14 protein-coding genes are annotated in these 15,522 nt (G+C 64.7%); 3 read left to right on the forward strand and 11 right to left on the reverse strand.

Features of this window, described 5'->3' with window-relative positions:
- Positions 1 to 25 precede the first annotated feature (25 nt).
- The 7 genes from hypA to H156_RS0112355 form a co-directional block, all read right to left on the reverse strand.
- Entirely contained in the window at positions 26 to 379 is a 354-nt protein-coding gene (gene hypA / locus H156_RS0112325) for a hydrogenase maturation nickel metallochaperone HypA (RefSeq protein ID WP_017365317.1), read from the reverse strand.
- A complete protein-coding gene (locus tag H156_RS0112330) occupies positions 372 to 608 on the reverse strand; it encodes a HypC/HybG/HupF family hydrogenase formation chaperone (RefSeq protein ID WP_017365316.1) in 237 nt (78 codons plus the stop codon). Before H156_RS0112330 ends, hypA begins: the two co-directional genes overlap by 8 nt.
- Before the next feature lie 112 nt (positions 609 to 720).
- The gene (locus H156_RS0112335) at positions 721 to 2,187 is read right to left on the reverse strand and encodes a DegQ family serine endoprotease (protein WP_017365315.1); all 1,467 of its coding nucleotides are present in this window, start codon (positions 2,185 to 2,187) and stop codon (positions 721 to 723) included.
- Positions 2,188 to 2,292: 105 nt separating this feature from the next.
- Positions 2,293 to 2,967 carry a CerR family C-terminal domain-containing protein gene (locus tag H156_RS0112340; protein WP_036246474.1) on the reverse strand — a complete coding sequence of 225 codons (675 nt, stop codon included), beginning with the start codon at positions 2,965 to 2,967 and terminating at the stop codon, positions 2,293 to 2,295.
- Positions 2,968 to 3,008: 41 nt separating this feature from the next.
- Entirely contained in the window at positions 3,009 to 6,176 is a 3,168-nt protein-coding gene (locus H156_RS0112345) for an efflux RND transporter permease subunit (RefSeq protein WP_017365313.1), read from the reverse strand.
- Positions 6,173 to 7,321, reverse strand: coding sequence for an efflux RND transporter periplasmic adaptor subunit (locus H156_RS0112350; RefSeq protein WP_017365312.1), 1,149 nt, complete (start codon positions 7,319 to 7,321; stop codon positions 6,173 to 6,175). The genes H156_RS0112345 and H156_RS0112350 overlap by 4 nt, the downstream gene beginning before the upstream one ends.
- Positions 7,322 to 7,352: 31 nt before the next feature.
- Entirely contained in the window at positions 7,353 to 8,915 is a 1,563-nt protein-coding gene (locus H156_RS0112355) for an efflux transporter outer membrane subunit (protein WP_017365311.1), read from the reverse strand.
- 139 nt (positions 8,916 to 9,054) lie between these two features.
- Between H156_RS0112355 and H156_RS17675 the strand changes: the two genes are divergently transcribed.
- The 3 genes from H156_RS17675 to H156_RS0112370 are packed head-to-tail and all read left to right on the forward strand — an operon-like array spanning position 9,055 to position 10,500.
- Positions 9,055 to 9,186, forward strand: coding sequence for a hypothetical protein (locus H156_RS17675; RefSeq protein WP_256994132.1), 132 nt, complete (start codon positions 9,055 to 9,057; stop codon positions 9,184 to 9,186).
- Positions 9,183 to 9,860 carry a thermonuclease family protein gene (locus H156_RS0112365; RefSeq protein ID WP_017365309.1) on the forward strand — a complete coding sequence of 226 codons (678 nt, stop codon included), beginning with the start codon at positions 9,183 to 9,185 and terminating at the stop codon, positions 9,858 to 9,860. The genes H156_RS17675 and H156_RS0112365 overlap by 4 nt, the downstream gene beginning before the upstream one ends.
- Before the next feature lies 1 nt (position 9,861).
- Positions 9,862 to 10,500 (forward strand): RluA family pseudouridine synthase, encoded by a 639-nt coding sequence (locus H156_RS0112370; protein WP_017365308.1) that lies wholly within the window; start codon positions 9,862 to 9,864, stop codon positions 10,498 to 10,500.
- A gap of 348 nt (positions 10,501 to 10,848) precedes the next feature.
- Here H156_RS0112370 and H156_RS0112375 read toward each other — a convergent pair whose 3' ends face one another.
- The 4 genes from H156_RS0112375 to H156_RS0112390 all read right to left on the reverse strand — a co-directional run bounded on the left by H156_RS0112375 (position 10,849) and on the right by H156_RS0112390 (position 15,421).
- Positions 10,849 to 11,385, reverse strand: coding sequence for a DUF2058 domain-containing protein (locus H156_RS0112375; RefSeq protein ID WP_017365307.1), 537 nt, complete (start codon positions 11,383 to 11,385; stop codon positions 10,849 to 10,851).
- A 48-nt stretch (positions 11,386 to 11,433) separates the two neighbouring features.
- Positions 11,434 to 12,618 (reverse strand): acetate/propionate family kinase, encoded by a 1,185-nt coding sequence (locus H156_RS0112380; RefSeq protein WP_017365306.1) that lies wholly within the window; start codon positions 12,616 to 12,618, stop codon positions 11,434 to 11,436.
- A 6-nt stretch (positions 12,619 to 12,624) separates the two neighbouring features.
- Positions 12,625 to 12,924, reverse strand: a complete 300-nt coding sequence (locus H156_RS0112385; protein WP_017365305.1) for a hypothetical protein — start codon at positions 12,922 to 12,924, stop codon at positions 12,625 to 12,627.
- A 61-nt stretch (positions 12,925 to 12,985) separates the two neighbouring features.
- The gene (locus H156_RS0112390) at positions 12,986 to 15,421 is read right to left on the reverse strand and encodes a phosphoketolase family protein (protein WP_017365304.1); all 2,436 of its coding nucleotides are present in this window, start codon (positions 15,419 to 15,421) and stop codon (positions 12,986 to 12,988) included.
- Positions 15,422 to 15,522 lie beyond the last annotated feature (101 nt).

Here is a 15,522-nt window from a genome sequence, read left to right on the forward strand (position 1 = left end):
CCTCATACAGTCTCGAAAAGCGGATTCAGTCCGCTGTCTGCAGCAATTCGATCCGGGCCAGGATCATCTCGTCGCCGGCGATCAGCGCCGTGTCGGTGCCGAAGCAGGCCGGACAGCGCAGGTCGCCCGGCCCGGCGTCCGCCTCCAGGCCGCAGGCGCGGCAGCGTATCCTCGGCTCGATCCTCTCCGTGCGCAGGCGCGCATGCTCGGCGACCGTGCCCAGCCGCGCCATTTCGAAGGCGCTTTCCAGGAGGCCGGGTTCGACGCCGGAGAGCGATCCGATCCGCAGGACGATGGTGTCCACCCGTTCGGCCTCGTGGCTGCGGGCGATGGCTTCGACCTGGTCGATCAGCTCCATGCAGGCCGACAGCTCATGCATCGGCATCGCCCGCGGCGAGGATCTGGTCGAACAGCTCCCAGGTCGCCTCGGCATCCTCCCGGCTGATCTTCTGGATGGCGTAGCCGACATGGACCAGGACGAAGTCACCGGGGACGACGCCTTCGTCCTGCAGCATGAACAGGCTGACCTCCCGCTCGACGCCGCGCGCCGCGCAGCGCGCGGAAAAGCCGTCGAGCCGGATGATCTGCATCGGTACGGCGAGACACATCGCCGCCTCCTAGATTCTGCGGACCGGATCCGCGGTCGGTTCGATTCGGGACATGGTCTGCTTGAATCCTCGGAGCCGGTTCAAATGCCCGTCAATATACACCGCTTCGGCTTCAGCCCAAATCCAGCGGCACGAAAATCCTCGTACCGCCGCGCTGCACCAGCAGGGCCACGTGCTTGTCGGCCCGGTCCGCCAGTTCGCGCAGCTCGCCGGGATTGGCCACCGCATGGCCGTTGAGTGCGAGGATCACGTCGCCCGGCCGGATGCCGGCGCGCTCGGCCGGGCCCGCGGACGCCTCGACCAGCACACCGCCGTCGACGTCGGCCGCCCGCTGTTCTTCCAGCGATAGGGGCCGCACCGCCAGCCCCAGCCGGCCCTTGGCCAGCCCGTTGCCGGTCGCGGCGGCCTGCTGTGTGTCCGGCATTTCGCCGACCTGGACCGTGATCTCCTCGCGCTTGCCGTTACGCCAGATGCCCACCTTCGCTTCGCTGCCTGGCTTGATGTCCGCAACCAGTGGCGGCAATTGGCCGGAATTTTCGATCGGCTGGCCGTTGAGGCTCAGGATGACGTCGCCCGGCTTGATACCGGCCTTGGCCGCCGGCCCGTCGTTGGGCACCGAATCGACCAGGGCGCCCGTCGGGCGATCCAGCCCGAAGGATTCGGCCAGTGACTGGTTCAATTCCTGGATGCCGACGCCGAGCCGTCCTCGGCTGACCTTGCCATCCGCCAGCAGCTGTTTTTCGACCTTCAGCGCGACATCGATGGGAATGGCGAACGACAGGCCCTGGTAGCCGCCGGTGCGGCTGTAGATCTGCGAGTTGATGCCGATGACTTCGCCGCTCAGATTGAACAGCGGGCCGCCGGAGTTGCCCGGATTGACGGCGACATCGGTCTGGATGAACGGCACATAGGTTTCCTCGGGCAGGCTGCGCGATTTCGCCGAAATGATGCCCGCCGTCACGCTGTTTTCGAAACCGAACGGCGAGCCGATCGCCACCACCCAGTCGCCGGGCCCGGATCGCGCCGGGTCTCCCAGCGGCACCACCGGCAGACCTTCGGCCTCGATCTTGAGCAGGGCGACGTCGGTGGGTTTGTCGATACCGATGATCCGGGCCTTGAATTCGCGCCGGTCATTCAACTTCACCGTGACTTCCTGGGCACCGTTGACCACATGGGCGTTGGTCAGGATCAGGCCATTGGGACGGATGATGAATCCCGAGCCCAGTCCGTGCGCGGGAGCATCCTCGCCACGGGGAATCTGCGGTTGGAACCGCCGGAAAAATTCCCCGAACGGATCATTGGGGTCGAACTGGGGCATCTCCGGCAGATTGACCCGGCTGGTGCCGGTGACGCTGATGTTGACGACCGCCGGTCCATTACGCCGGACGATGGCGGCGAAGTCGGGCAGAGACGGCGTGGCATGGGCTGCGGCCTCCGGCGGTTGGGGCGCCTGCGGGGGCGGCTGCATGAGATCCGATTTGGGCACCAGGGTGTAGCCTCCGTAGCGGACATATCCGGCGCCCATGGCGGCGAGGATGGCGGCGGCGATCAGGGCGGAAAGCATGACGTTTTTTGGCATGGCGGTTTCTTCCTCACGAATCAGCGGCGTTTGCCGCTGGATGAACACGATAAGAAGGGAAACTTAAAACAAGCTTAAAAGCCAAATACGGATTTCCTCGGGCGGTCAGCCCGCCCGGTGGGGGGCCGGCTTTTCCAAGTGCAGATGTTTCAAGGCAGCGATCGAAAAGCGGGCGATGTGCTCGGCGGTTCTCTCGATGTCCTCCGGCGTTGCAATGATTTCCGGATAGACGCGGTCGATCAGCGAACGCGAATGGTAGTACATCAGGCATTGCCCGACGACGCTCAGACCCAGCCGGTGCATGTCCGCTTCGCTATAGCCGGGGCCGACCAGCTCCGCGACAATCCCGTCCAGGAGTTCGCAATGCGGCTTCATCGTAGTTTCGATCACCTGATCGAGCGCACCGGTAGGAGTAGGATCGGCGAGTTCACGCGCCAGCAGCTTGCCGTGGCGGCCGAGGTAGGTATCGTCCAGCATTCGCCCCAACAGATTACCTATGAAGTGGCGCAGCCGCACCTCGGGCGGCAGACTCTTATCCCCGGCCTTGGTATAGGGATAGCGTTCGCTGGCCTCCCGGTAGGCGAAGCCGAGAACTTCGGAATAGAGCGCTTCCTTGCTGCCGAAGTGATAATTGACCGAGGCCACATCGACCTCCGCCCTGGCGCATATCTCCCGCACCGTCGCATCGCGAAAACCCTTGTCGGCGAATATCTCCAATGCGGCTTGCAACAGCCGCTTGCGGGTGGGATCGTGGCGAGGCGTGTCGTTTGATGCGTTCATACTGGCGATTCGAGCTACGGATTCGGTCGGCCGTTCCGATTTCATCCGGACCCGCCGGCCGCTGGAACGGCATGGCCACGGCTCCGGTCGGCAAGCCTTTGCAAGACATGATAAAACACAGGGGTGAACAGCAGGCCGAACACCGTCACGCCCAACATGCCGAAGAACACAGGCACCCCCAAGGCCTGCCGCATCTCGGCGCCCGCCCCGGTGGCGAACATGAGGGGCAAAACGCCCATGATAAACGCGAACGAAGTCATGAGGATCGGTCGGAACCTCAGCCGGCAGGCTTCGAGGGCTGCCGCCATCGCGTCCACCCCTTGTTCCCGCCGGGTCTTGGCGAATTCGACGATCAGGATGGCGTTCTTGGCCGCCAGGCCGACCAGCACCAGCAAGGCGATCTGGGTGAAGATGTTGTTGTCTCCGCTCCGCAGCCATACCCCGCCCAGAGCGCACATCAGGGTCATGGGCACGATGAGGACGATGGCGAGCGGCAGTATCCAGCTTTCGTACAAAGCCACCAGGACCAGGAACACCAGCAGGCTCGAGAGGGCGAACACATAGACGGCCGTGTCGCCCGCCAGGATCTGCTGGTAGGTCAACTCGGTCCATTCGAAATCCATGGACAGCGGCAGGGTCCTCCTCAACAGCTCCTCCATCAGAGCGATCGCCTGCCCCGAACTGACACCGGGCGCGGGAGAGCCGTTGATCTCGGCCGCAGGGTACATATTGTAGCGAAGCACCCGCTCCGGCCCGCTGATTTCCCTCACTGTCATTAGCGCCGCCAGCGGTACCATGGCCCCCGCGGCGTTGCGGGTTTTGAGCCGGCCGATGTCCTCGGGTTCGCGGCGGTACTCGCCGTCGGCCTGGGCCGTGACCTGGTAGGTGCGGCCGAACAGGTTGAGGTCGTTGACATAGAGCGATCCGAGATAAATCTGCATGGTGTCGAAGATTTCCGAGAGCGGGATGCCCTGGGACTTGGCTTTGACCCGGTCGATGTCGACATAGAGCTGCGGAACGTTGTTTTGGAAACTGGTGAACAGTCCCGCCAGTCCCGGTGTCTGCCGGCCTGCGTCGAGGGCGGCTTGCAGTGCGCCGTTCAGCGCGTCGAAGCCCTCGTTGCCCCGGTCCTGGATCTGCAGCTTGAAGCCGCCAAGGCTGCCCAGACCCAGGATCGGCGGCGGAGGAAAGATGCCGATGAAAGCCTCCTTCACGCCGCCGAGCTTGGGCTGCAATTCGCCCAATATCCGCTGGGCCGACAGGCCCTTGGCCACCCGCTCCTCGAACGGCTCGAGAGGCACGAAGATGGTGCCGGCATTCGAGGTATTGGCGCCGCTGACGACCGAAAAACCGGGAAACGCCACCGTTCCCTGCACGCCCGGCTGGGCCAGGATGATTTCCGATGCCCTGTGCAGCACGGCATCGGTTCGTTCCAGAGAGGCGGCCTCCGGCAACTGGGCAAATACCACCAGATAGCCCTTGTCCTGCAGTGGAATGAACCCGCCAGGCACCCGCTCGAATTCGTAGCCGGTGAAGGTGAGCAGCCCTCCATACAGCGCCAGCACGACGCCGGACAGCCTCAGCAGGCGTTTGACCAGGCCGGCGTAGCCGTTGGAGCAGGCATCGAAACCCCGGTTGAACCCACGGAACAGCCAGCCGAACAACCGGTCGATCCAAAGGCTCAAACGGTCCTTGCGGGCATGGTGGGGCTCGAGCAGGACCGCGGCGAGCGCGGGGCTCAAGGTCAGAGAGTTGAACGCCGAGATCAGGGTGGAAGCGGCGATGGTGACGGCGAACTGGCGGTAGAACTGTCCGTTGATGCCGGAGACGAAGGCCGCCGGAATGAACACCGCACCCAGCACCACCGAGATGGCGATGATCGGTCCCGTCACCTCCCGCATGGCCTGGCGCGCCGCTTCCTTGACCGAAAGCCCGAGGCCGATGTGGCGCTCGACGTTCTCCACCACCACGATGGCGTCGTCGACGACGATGCCGATGGCGAGTACCAGCCCGAACAGCGACAGATTGTTCAGCGAATAGCCCAGCGCCGCCATGACCGCGAAGGTCCCCACGATGGACACCGGCACCGCCAGCAGCGGGATGATCGCGGCGCGCCAGGTCTGCAGAAACACCAGCACCACCAGCACCACCAGGGCCAACGCCTCGAAAAAGGTGCGGGTGACGGCGTCCAGTGATTGCTCGACGAAGATCGTGGTGTCGTAGACGATCCGGTAATCCACTCCTTCCGGAAACCGCTGTTTCAGGGTCTGCATCTTGCTCTTGATTCGCCGGGCCGTATCCAGGGCGTTGGCGCCCGGCCGCAGCGAGATCGGCATGGCGACGGCGTCTTCGTTGTTCAGCTGGCTGCGCAGGGAGTAGCGGTTGGCGCCCAGCTCGATCCTGGCGACGTCGCGCAGACGCACCAGGCTGCCGCCTTCGCCGTACTTGACGATGATCGCGCCGAACTGCTCGACGCTGGCGAGGCGACCCATGGTGTTGACGTTGAGCTGGAAGTCCGGGCTGCCGTCCAGCGGCGGCTGCCCGATCACGCCGGCCGGCACCTGGATGTTCTGTTCCCGGATGGCGCGCACCACATCGCCGGCGGTCATGTTCAAAGCCGCGATCCGGGTCGGGTCGAGCCAGACCCGCATACTGTAATCGCCGGCGCCGAAGGTTCGGACATCGCCCACCCCCGCGAGCCGCAGGATCTGGTCGCGGATGTTGAGCAGGGCGTAGTTGGAGAGATAAAGCTGGTCGTAGCGCTGGTTCGGCGAGACCAGATGGATGACCAGCAGGATGTCGGGCGAAGACTTCTTGGTCGTCACGCCCTGCCTGCGGACGTCCTCCGGCAGCTTCGGTAGGGCATTGGAGACCCGGTTCTGCACCTGCATCTGGGCGATGTCCATGTCAGTGCCGATCTCGAAGGTGATCGTGAGCTGCATCTGGCCGTCGCTGGTCGACTGCGAGGACATGTACAGCATGCGCTCGACGCCGTTGACTTCCTGCTCGATCGGCGCCGCCACGGTTTCGGCGATCACCTTGGGATTGGCGCCCGGATAGGTGGTCGATACCACGATGGTAGGCGGCACCACTTCTGGATATTGCGCGATCGGCAGTGCGAACATCGCGATCCCGCCGATCAGCACCGTGATGACGGAGAGGACGATGGCGAAGCGCGGCCGGTCGATGAAGAAATGGGCGAATTTCATCGAGCCGCCTCCGGCATGTCGATGCGGGTCGCCTCGACCGGCGTGCCGGGCCGCACGAACTGAAGCCCGTTGACGATGACCCAGTCTTCGGGCGACAGGCCATCCGAGACGATGCGCAGGCCATCGTACAGCCGCCCGGTCACGACGGGGCGGTATTCCGCACGGTTATCGGCGGTCACGACCATCACGTACTTCTTGCCCTGATCCATCGCGATCGCGCGGTCGGGGATGAGCAGACCCTGGTGGCGGCTGCCGCCGGGAATCCGGACTCTGGCGAACAGCCCTGGCTCCATCAACCCGTCGGGATTGGGGATGACACCGCGGGCACGCACGGTGCCCATCTCCGCGTTGACCTCCGGATCGACGTAATCGAGATACCCGCGATGCGGATGACCCTGTTCGTCCAGCAGTCCCATTTCGAGCGGCATTCCATCCTTGCGCTCGCCAGCCAGTTCCAGTCGGCGGTACTTGAGCAGGGCGCGTTCGTCGGCGTCGAAATAGACGTACATCGGATCGACCGAGACGATGCCGGCCAGCACCGTGGTATCCGCCGTGACCAGGTTGCCTGCGGTGAGGAGCTTGCGGGAAATGCGTCCGTCGATGGGCGCGCGGACCTGGGTGAACTCGACGTTGAGCCGGGCCAGATCGACCTCCGCCCGGGCCGATTCGACGTCGGCCAGGGCCTGCACCAGGCTCTGGCGGCGGGTGTCGTATTCCTCTTCCGAAATCGCCTGCTCCTTCAGTGGACTCTCGGCCCGCTGCAGATGGTTCCGGGCCAGCTTGAGCCTCGATCGGGCCCGCTCGAGTCCGGCCTGCGCCTGCTGGAGTTGCGCCACATAGGGCCGGGGGTCGACGACGAACAGCAGATCGCCTTTCTTGACCCGGCTGCCGTCGGCGAAAAGGATTTGTTCGAGGTAACCGGAAACCCGGGCACGGACCTCCACGGATTCCACCGCCTGCAGCCGTCCGGTGTACTCGTCCGTTTCGAGGATTTCCCGGCGCACCGGCTGGCTCACCTCCACCTTCGGTGTCGGCAGGCCCGCCATGCCGCTTTCGCCGCCGCCACAGCCGGCGACTTGGAGCAGAGCGATCGCTGCCACGATGCGAGCCATCGGGACGGCGCGGGAATGTATGATGTCGTTCACGGTCGGAGGTTCTCCTGCATGAAAGGCCGTTTCAGCTTCCGCCGGCCAGCTTGCCCGAATCGACCAGGGCGGTCTCCCAGCCGCCGCCGAGGGCCTTGTACAGCGACACCAGATCGGCGGCCACGGATGCCTGGCTCCTCACCAGATCGCTCTCGGCGGAGTAAACCGCCCGCTCGGAATCGAGTACGTTGAGGAACGAGGTGAGCCCGGAACGGTAACGCTCCTTGGAGAGCTTCAGCGCCAGCCGGTTCGATTCCACCGCCTGCTCCAGGGCGGCCCGACGGTCCTTTTCCTGGGCGTAGGCGACCAGGGAGTTTTCCACGTCCTTCAAGGCACCGAGCACCGCGGATTGATAGGCCAGGAAGCTCTGCTCCTGCTGGGCCTTCTTGGCGTCGATGTTGGCCCGGATCCTGCCCCAGTTGAATATCGGCGTGGTCAAGGTGCCGGCGGCCGACCAGGATTTGCTCAAGGCGGTGACGTCGGTGATCTTCATGTTCTGGAAGCCGAGGAAGGCGGCGATGTTGAATTTGGGATAGAGATCAGCCGTGGCAACGCCCACCTGAGCCGTGGCGGCGGCCAGTTGCCGCTCGGCCAGGCGGATGTCTGGCCGGCGCCTCAGCAGCTCGGAGGGCAGGTCGAGCAGGATACGGTCGGGCGCCGACGGCACCGGCTGCTCGGGATCGAGCAGGGTCTGCAAGGCACCGGGCGGCTTGCCGAGGAGCAGTTCGAGCTGGTGCATGGCCTGTTTGCGGGCCGTCTCGTACACAGGCAACTGCGCCTGGGTCTGCGCGGCGAGCGCTTCGGCCTGAACCGCTTCCAGCGAGTCCGACAGGCCGGCCTGGTAGCGGATGCGCATGAGCCGCGCGGTTTCCAGCTGGAGCTTGAGGTTGGCCTGGCTGACGTTCAGCAGGTGCTGGTTGCTGCGCATTTCGATGTAGGCGCGGGCCACGTCGCCCAGCAGCGTGACCAGCACCGCGCGGCTGTTTTCGACCTCGGCTTCGAGGTTGGCCTCGGCCGCTTCGATCGAGCGCCGGATGCCGCCGAACAGGTCGATCTCCCATTGCACGTCGAAGCCGAGCTGGAAGATGTCGATGTTGTTGCCGAAGCCGACGCCGCCGGGCTGTCCACCCGCGCCACTCTGGCCGGCATTGTTGAGGCGCCGGCTCACGCTCTCCTTGTTGGAGATGATCGGCAGACCGTTCGCGATGGCGACGATGCGTTGTTCCCGGGCGGTGCGGATGCGGGTGTAGGTTTGCTTGAGATCCAGGTTGGCGACCATCGCCTCCCGGATCAACCGGTTCAGTACCGGATCGCCGAAGGCTTTCCACCAATCCGCGCCGACCGTTTCCGACGGGGCCGCCGGCGGCGGCTCGGCTTCGTGCCAGCGTTCCGGCATCGTCGTGTCCGGGCGCCGGTAGTCCGGACCCACCGGCGAACAGGCGGTGAACACCGCGCCCAGCAGGGATGCAAAAAGGCGCAGGACCCGGTGCGCGGCTCTGCGGTGGCTATGGTCTCCAGCGGGGAGGAGCCCTGCGAAGCCCTGGCTGTTTTCGCCGCCCGGATTGTGATTAGCCGGCTGATTCAAGCGTTTCATTCGGTCAATTCAAACGTATGTTTGAATCGAAGATACGAAACAAGCGTTTGGATGTCAACCCGAATTTTTCTCAAGGCGCCACCTTGACGTTTTTCGGGGGATGGACGATCCGCCGGCATCTGGCGGAAAATGGCCCATCATGCCTCCCGTGCAGCGCGCAGCGATCACCCGGACTCCGCAGTGGTCCATCACCAGCCGCATCATCGACGAACGTCGGGACGAACTCCTGTCGTTCATCCCCCTATCGCTTCTGTCGGACGCGGCCCGGTGATACGGATCTTTCGACGCCCTTCCGCCGTCGCACTGACCGCCTGCCTGCTGCTGGAAGCAGCGGCCGCTTTGGCAGATACGAGCCTCAGCGGAACGGTGTCGGCCGTGCTGGACGGCGACTCCATCATCGTCGTGGATGCCGGCCGGCGGGAAGTCGAAGTGCGGCTGGCGCAGATCGACGCCCCGGAACATGGACAGGCGGACTGGCAGGCGTCCAGACAGTCCTTGTCCGAGCTGCTGCTGGGGCGGACCGTGACCGTCGAGCGTGTGGACGCAGACCGCTACGGCCGAATAGTAGGCCGGGTATGGGAGGAAGGGACCGATGCCGGCCTGGAGCAGGTCCGGCGTGGCATGGCATGGGTATACCGATGGTACACCGCCGATCAGGCCTATTTCCGCGCCGAAGAACGGGCGCGGCAGGAAAAGAAGGGGCTGTGGTCACAGCCTCGTCCGGTTCCACCCTGGCGGTTCCGCCACCGGGCCGCATCATCGGATTCCGAATCATCGGATTCCGACCCCAGGCGATCTCCGGCGGATCGTGTTTCCCCCTGTGGCGCCAAACACCGTTGCGCTGAGATGCTCTCCTGCGAGGAGGCGCGTTTCTATCTGGTCCGCTGCGGTGTCAAGTCACTGGACCGGGACGGCGACGGTACGCCTTGCGAAGAACTGTGTTGAAATGATCGAGGTGGTTCACACCGACGCTGCATTGCTGGTGCTTTCCAAGCCCAGCGGCCTGCTGGCGGTACCGGGGCGCGGTCAGGACAAACAGGATTGCCTGAGCGCTCGGGTGCGCGCCCGCTATCCCGACGCCCTCGTCGTGCACCGGCTCGACATGGCCACTTCGGGCCTGATGGTCATGGCGCGCGGAATCGCGGTGCAGCGCACCCTCAGCCAGTCCTTCGCCCGGCGGGAAGTGCTCAAGCGCTACGAAGCGCTCGTGCATGGCGTCTTGGGGACACCGCCGGAAACAGAGAACGGCTGGAGCAGCATCGATCTCCCCCTGTTGTCCGACTGGCCCAATCGCCCCTTGCAAAAGGTCGATCCTTTGCGCGGCAAACCCAGCCTGACCCGCTGGCGAATCCTGGGTCATGAAGACGGTGCCACCCGCGTGGAACTCGAACCGGTGACTGGGCGATCCCACCAGCTCCGCGTCCATCTTGCCGCCCTGGGATATCCCGTGCTCGGTGATCCGCTGTATGGGCACGAAGCGGCGAAATCCCGTGCTGGAAGACTGCTGCTGCATGCCAGGACTTTGGGATTCTTCCATCCGGTGAGCGGTGAGTGGCTCGAATTCGAAAGCCCGGTGCCGTTTTGAGCCGGAGACTGCTGGCACCAGATTGTCAGAACCGGCCTTTGACATGCAGCCTCCTGGCGAACTCCGAGGAGACCTTCCCTCGGTCTTTCGTCTTCCCGGAACGCTTCGCTGGCTATCGGCGCCCCCGATCCGAGGGGGGATCGATCCGGCAGCCGGCATCAGCCGTTCCACGCGCTGCTGGCCGGACGGGAATCCGCGACCCCATGATTCCCCGACCCGGCGCGGGCTGCCGTGGGCGCCCTTGAGCCCGGCATGCATGGTCTGGGGCAGCGTCGGCAGAAGTTCGGCTGCCGTCCGGGTAGCCTGAGGGGGGAGATCCGGCCGATGGACTTCGTTCGACCGTGCGGACTACCACATCAGGTCGTCCGGCACCTGGTAGGCGGCGTAGGGATCGTCCCCGTTTTCATCGCCGCTTTGGCTCGGCGCGTTTTTCAACACGACGCACGAGGCATCCCTCGCTGCGATGCGTTCGGCGATGTCCGCCGGCACCAGCTCGTATTTGCCGTCCAGTTTGACGATGGCGATCTGGCCCTGGACGATGCGCTTGCGCAGGGCCTCGGTGACGTAGATGCGCTTGACGATGCCGCCGTCGGCGAAGTTGAAGAGGACTTCCCCGTCGGCGGGCTGGCGGTTGGCTTCGACGAGCTGGCGGATCTGTGCGATGAGCGCCTTGCGCTCGTCGGCTTCCTTCTTCTGCAGATTCAACGCGCGGTCGCGCGCGGCCTTCTCGGCCTGAGCCTGCTGAATCCCGGTCTTTTCGGCAGCCGCACCCTTGTTTTCGGCGGCATGCCGGCGTTCCTTGCGCAGATCCTTCTGCGCCTTTTTCAGTTGCTTGTCGTTGACCAGTCCTGCCTTGCGCAGTTGTTCCTGGAGAGGGTTGCTCATGGGAGGCATCCTGTTCGCTGCTCTGTCACGGGGGGCGAATGTTAAGGCTTAAAGGGATCGGGGGGAACCTTGCGGCAGTCCCAGGGTTCGGCGGACGTGGCGGGCGATCATGGCTTCCTCGTCGGTGGAGACCACCAGCACATGAATGCGGCTGTCCGGCGTATGCAGGATCGGGTAGGCAGCCGGATCGATCGCGACCCCGAGCCAGGTCGAAAGCTCGCAGATGCGGGCACGCACGGGCGCAGCGTGTTCACCGATGCCGGCGGTGAAGACAAGGGCGTCCAGTCCGCCCAGTGCGGCGGTCAGCGAGCCGATTTCGCGGGCGATGCGGTAGCAGAAATACTCGACGGCTTCGGCGGCTTCCGGCCGGTCGCTGGCCAGCAGATCGCGCATGTCGCCGCTCAGGCCGGACAGCCCCAATAGACCCGAACGCTTGTACAGCAGGTCCGAGAGCGTCGCGGCATCCATGCCCGGCTGGGTCATCAGGTGCAGCAGCACGCCGGGGTCGATGGCGCCACAGCGGGTGCCCATGGGGATGCCGTCCAGGGCCGTGAAGGACATGGTGGTGGCGACGCTGCGGCCGTTTTTCATGGCGCACAGGCTGGCGCCGTTGCCGAGATGGCAGACGATGGTGCGGCCGTCCGCCGCGCAGGGGTCGATTTCGGCCAAGCGCGCGGCGACGTATTCGTAGGACAAGCCATGGAAGCCGTAGCGGCGGATGCCGGCCGCCTCGTATTCCCTGGGCAGGGCGAAGCGCCTTTCCACGGCGGATTGGCTGGCGTGGAAGGCGGTGTCGAAGCAGGCGACCTGCGGGATGTCGGGGAACTTCGCCGCCAGCAGCCGGATGGGTGCCAGGTTGTGTGGCTGGTGGAGGGGCGCCAGCGGGATCAGTGCCTCGATTTTTTCGATGATTTCGCCGGTCACTTTCACCGGCCGGGTCAGGCCATCGCCGCCGTGGACCACCCGGTGGCCGACCGCGGCGGGCTTGCAGCCGTCGCCGGCGCGGGCCAGCCAGTCGAACAGCCAGATCAGTGCATCTTCGTGGTTGTCTGCTGGGATCGGTCCTTGAAACAGGGGGGCTCCTTGGGCATCCCGCAAGCTGGCGCAAGCGCCGTTGGCGGACGTGCTCCCGAGCCGGTCGAGCAGGGCGTCGAACACCCGTCTCTCGCCGTTCAGCAGGGAGAACTTGACGGTCGAGGAACCAGCGTTGACGACGGCGACGGGGTTGCCCATGGCTTTTCAGAGCCGGGAGTCCGGTTCCGCCCGTTCCCGTTCGTTCGCCATCGCCTGGTCCATGATCTCCTTGTAAAGCGCGACCGCGCGGGCGTATATCTCCTGGTACTCGGGCTGGCGGTCCACCTGCGACTTGATGAGCTGGGCGGTTTCGAAGACTTCCCGGAGAAAACCGATGTCCAGGTCATCGAGCGGCTCCCTGCGTTCGACTTTCGCTCGGATGTCCAATGCCCGCGGCAAGCGGTGAGTGGTGAATTCCGTGAGCAGAGCAACCGCGACGCCTTGATCTTTGGAAACTGGTGTCATGGGGATTCCCGTTGGCCATGGTTGAGAGAGGAGGACGGCCGGGCGTCACCACCGTGGCCGTTCAGCCCGGCCAGCGCCAGCCCGCGACCTCCGGCATGTCGATGCCGTGCTCGTAGGCATACTGGCGGCAGGCGATCTGCTGTTTGCGGAACCGGGCCTTGGCGTGGGCGCCGGAGACCGCGATCTCCGGAATCCGGTCGATGACGTCGATGGCCAGGCTGAAGCGGTCGATCTGGTTGTTGATCGCCAGTTCCAGCGGGGTGTTGATGCTGCCTTTCTCCTTGTAGCCGCGCACGTGCATGTTGGCGTGGTTGGTGCGCCGGTAGGCGAGCCGGTGGATCAGCCAGGGATAGCCGTGGAAATTGAAGATGACCGGCTTGTCCCTGGTGAACAGGCTGTCGAAATCCTTGTCGCTGAGGCCGTGCGGATGCTCGGACTCGGGCTGCAGCTTGAACAGGTCCACCACGTTGATGAAGCGGATCTTCAGTTCCGGGAACTCCTCGCGCAGCAGGGCGGTGGCGGCCAGGGCCTCCAGGGTCGGGATGTCGCCGGCGCAGGCCATGACCACGTCGGGCTCCTGCCCCTCGTCGTTGCTGGCCCATTCCCAGATGCCCAAGCCCTCGGTGCAATGGGCGATCGCGGCGTCCATGTCCATGAACTGGAGATGCAACTGTTTGTCCGACACGATCACGTTGATGTAGTTCTGGCTGCGCAGGCAGTGGTCGGCGACCGACAGCAGGCTGTTGACGTCGGGCGGCAGGTAGATGCGGGTGACGTCGGCGCTCTTGTTCACGACGACGTCCAGGAAACCGGGGTCCTGGTGGGTGAAGCCGTTGTGGTCCTGTCGCCAGACCGTCGAAGTGATGAGCAGGTTGAGCGAGGCCACGTCCTGGCGCCAGGACAGCTGGTTGCAGATGGACAGCCACTTGGCGTGCTGGTTGAACATCGAATCGATGACGTGGACGAAGGCTTCGTAGGTCGAGAGGAAGCCGTGGCGCCCGGTCAGAAGGTAGCCTTCCAGCATGCCTTCCAGGGTATGCTCGCTGAGCATTTCCATGACCCGGCCGTCGGGGGCCAGTTCGCCGCCGTCCTGGTCTTCGGGGAAATACTCGGCGATCCAGAATTTCTTGGCAGCGGCGTAGACGGCGTCCAGCTTGTTGGAGGTATTCTCGTCAGGGCCGAACAGCCGGAAGTTGTGCGCGTTCTCCTTCATCACGTCGCGCAGGAACACGCCCAGCGGCTGGGTGTTCGGCGCTTCGATCTGGCCCGGTTTGGCGACTTCGATGCCGTAGTTGCGGAAATTGGGGATGCGCAGGGCCTTTTTCAGATGGCCGCCGTTGGCGTGGGGGTTGAGACCCATGCGGCGGAGACCGGCCGGCGCCATTTCCCGGATTTCGGCGACGGGGCGGCCTTCGGCGTCGAACAGTTCTTCCGGCTTGTAGCTGCGCATCCAGCCTTCCAGCAGCTTCAGGTGTTCGGGGTTTTTCGCGACGTCGGCTACCGGCACCTGATGAGCGCGCCAGAAGCCCTCGACGTTGTGGCCGTCGATCTGGCGTGGCGCGGTCCAGCCCTTGGGCGAGCGCAGCACGATCATCGGCCAGCGCGGCCGTCGGGCGATGCCGCTGGCGCGGGCCTCGGTCTGGGCGGCGCGGATGTCTTCGATGCTGCGGTCCACCGTCGCGGCCATCGCCTGGTGCATGCTTTCCGGTTCCGAGCCTTCCACGAAATAAGGCGTGTAGCCGTAACCCCTGAGCAGATTTTCCAATTCTTCGTGGCTGATGCGCGCCAGCAGGGTGGGGTTGTTGATCTTGTAGCCGTTGAGGTTGAGGATCGGCAGCACCGCGCCGTCGCGGATCGGGTTGAGAAATTTGTTGATGTGCCAGGAAGTGGCCAGGGGGCCGGTTTCCGCCTCGCCGTCGCCGACCACGGCGGCCACGATCAGGTCCGGGTTGTCGAAGGCTGCGCCGCAGGCGTGCGACAGCACGTAGCCCAGCTCGCCGCCCTCGTGGATCGAGCCCGGTGTCTCGGGGGTGCAATGGCTGCCGATTCCGCCGGGGAAGGAGAACTGCTTGAAGAAGTTCAGCAGGCCTTCTTCGCTCAGGTCCTTGTCGGGGTAGATTTCGGAGTAGCTGCCTTCCAGGTAGAGCGGGCCCAGCACGCCGGGGGCGCCGTGGCCGGGGCCGGCCATGAAGATCATGTCCAGGTCGTGTTTCCGGATGGCCCGGTTCAGATGGGTGTAGACGAACGCAAGGTTGGGGCTGGAGCCCCAATGGCCGAGCAGACGGTGCTTGATGTGCTCGGGTTTGAGCGGTTCACGCAGCAGCGGATTCCCCCGCAGGTAGATCATGCCCAGCGCCAGGTAATTGCAGGCTCGCCAGAACGCATGGATTTTGCGGACTTCTTCGGCATCCAGCGGTGTTCCGCTGACAGTGGCGCGGGTCGGCCCGTAGACGGTGAGCCGTTCGAATTCGGAGGACAGGGGGAATTGGGTTGCCATCGGTCAATCTCCTGAAGTGGGCTTCGTGGCTTAAGGATCGCTTGGGCCGGGTCCACGGGGCTTCCGCCTATTATGCCGTCCCATCATGACAGCGTAAGGAC

The sequence above is a fragment of the Methylococcus capsulatus str. Texas = ATCC 19069 genome, from assembly GCF_000424685.1.
Lineage (GTDB): Bacteria > Pseudomonadota > Gammaproteobacteria > Methylococcales > Methylococcaceae > Methylococcus > Methylococcus capsulatus.

Excerpts from the sequence above, each read along its gene's own strand:
- H156_RS0112335 (WP_017365315.1), bottom strand. The coding sequence starts at position 2,187 with ATGCCAAAAAACGTCATGCTTTCCGCCCTGATCGCCGCCGCCATCCTC.
- hypA (WP_017365317.1), bottom strand. The coding sequence starts at position 379 with ATGCATGAGCTGTCGGCCTGCATGGAGCTGATCGACCAGGTCGAAGCC.
- H156_RS0112345 (WP_017365313.1), bottom strand. The coding sequence starts at position 6,176 with ATGAAATTCGCCCATTTCTTCATCGACCGGCCGCGCTTCGCCATCGTC.
- H156_RS0112355 (WP_017365311.1), bottom strand. The coding sequence starts at position 8,915 with ATGAAACGCTTGAATCAGCCGGCTAATCACAATCCGGGCGGCGAAAAC.
- H156_RS0112380 (WP_017365306.1), bottom strand. The coding sequence starts at position 12,618 with ATGGGCAACCCCGTCGCCGTCGTCAACGCTGGTTCCTCGACCGTCAAG.
- H156_RS0112340 (WP_036246474.1), bottom strand. The coding sequence starts at position 2,967 with ATGAACGCATCAAACGACACGCCTCGCCACGATCCCACCCGCAAGCGG.
- H156_RS17675 (WP_256994132.1), top strand. The coding sequence starts at position 9,055 with ATGCCTCCCGTGCAGCGCGCAGCGATCACCCGGACTCCGCAGTGGTCC.
- H156_RS0112370 (WP_017365308.1), top strand. The coding sequence starts at position 9,862 with ATGATCGAGGTGGTTCACACCGACGCTGCATTGCTGGTGCTTTCCAAG.
- H156_RS0112390 (WP_017365304.1), bottom strand. The coding sequence starts at position 15,421 with ATGGCAACCCAATTCCCCCTGTCCTCCGAATTCGAACGGCTCACCGTC.
- H156_RS0112385 (WP_017365305.1), bottom strand. The coding sequence starts at position 12,924 with ATGACACCAGTTTCCAAAGATCAAGGCGTCGCGGTTGCTCTGCTCACG.
- H156_RS0112330 (WP_017365316.1), bottom strand. The coding sequence starts at position 608 with ATGTGTCTCGCCGTACCGATGCAGATCATCCGGCTCGACGGCTTTTCC.
- H156_RS0112375 (WP_017365307.1), bottom strand. The coding sequence starts at position 11,385 with ATGAGCAACCCTCTCCAGGAACAACTGCGCAAGGCAGGACTGGTCAAC.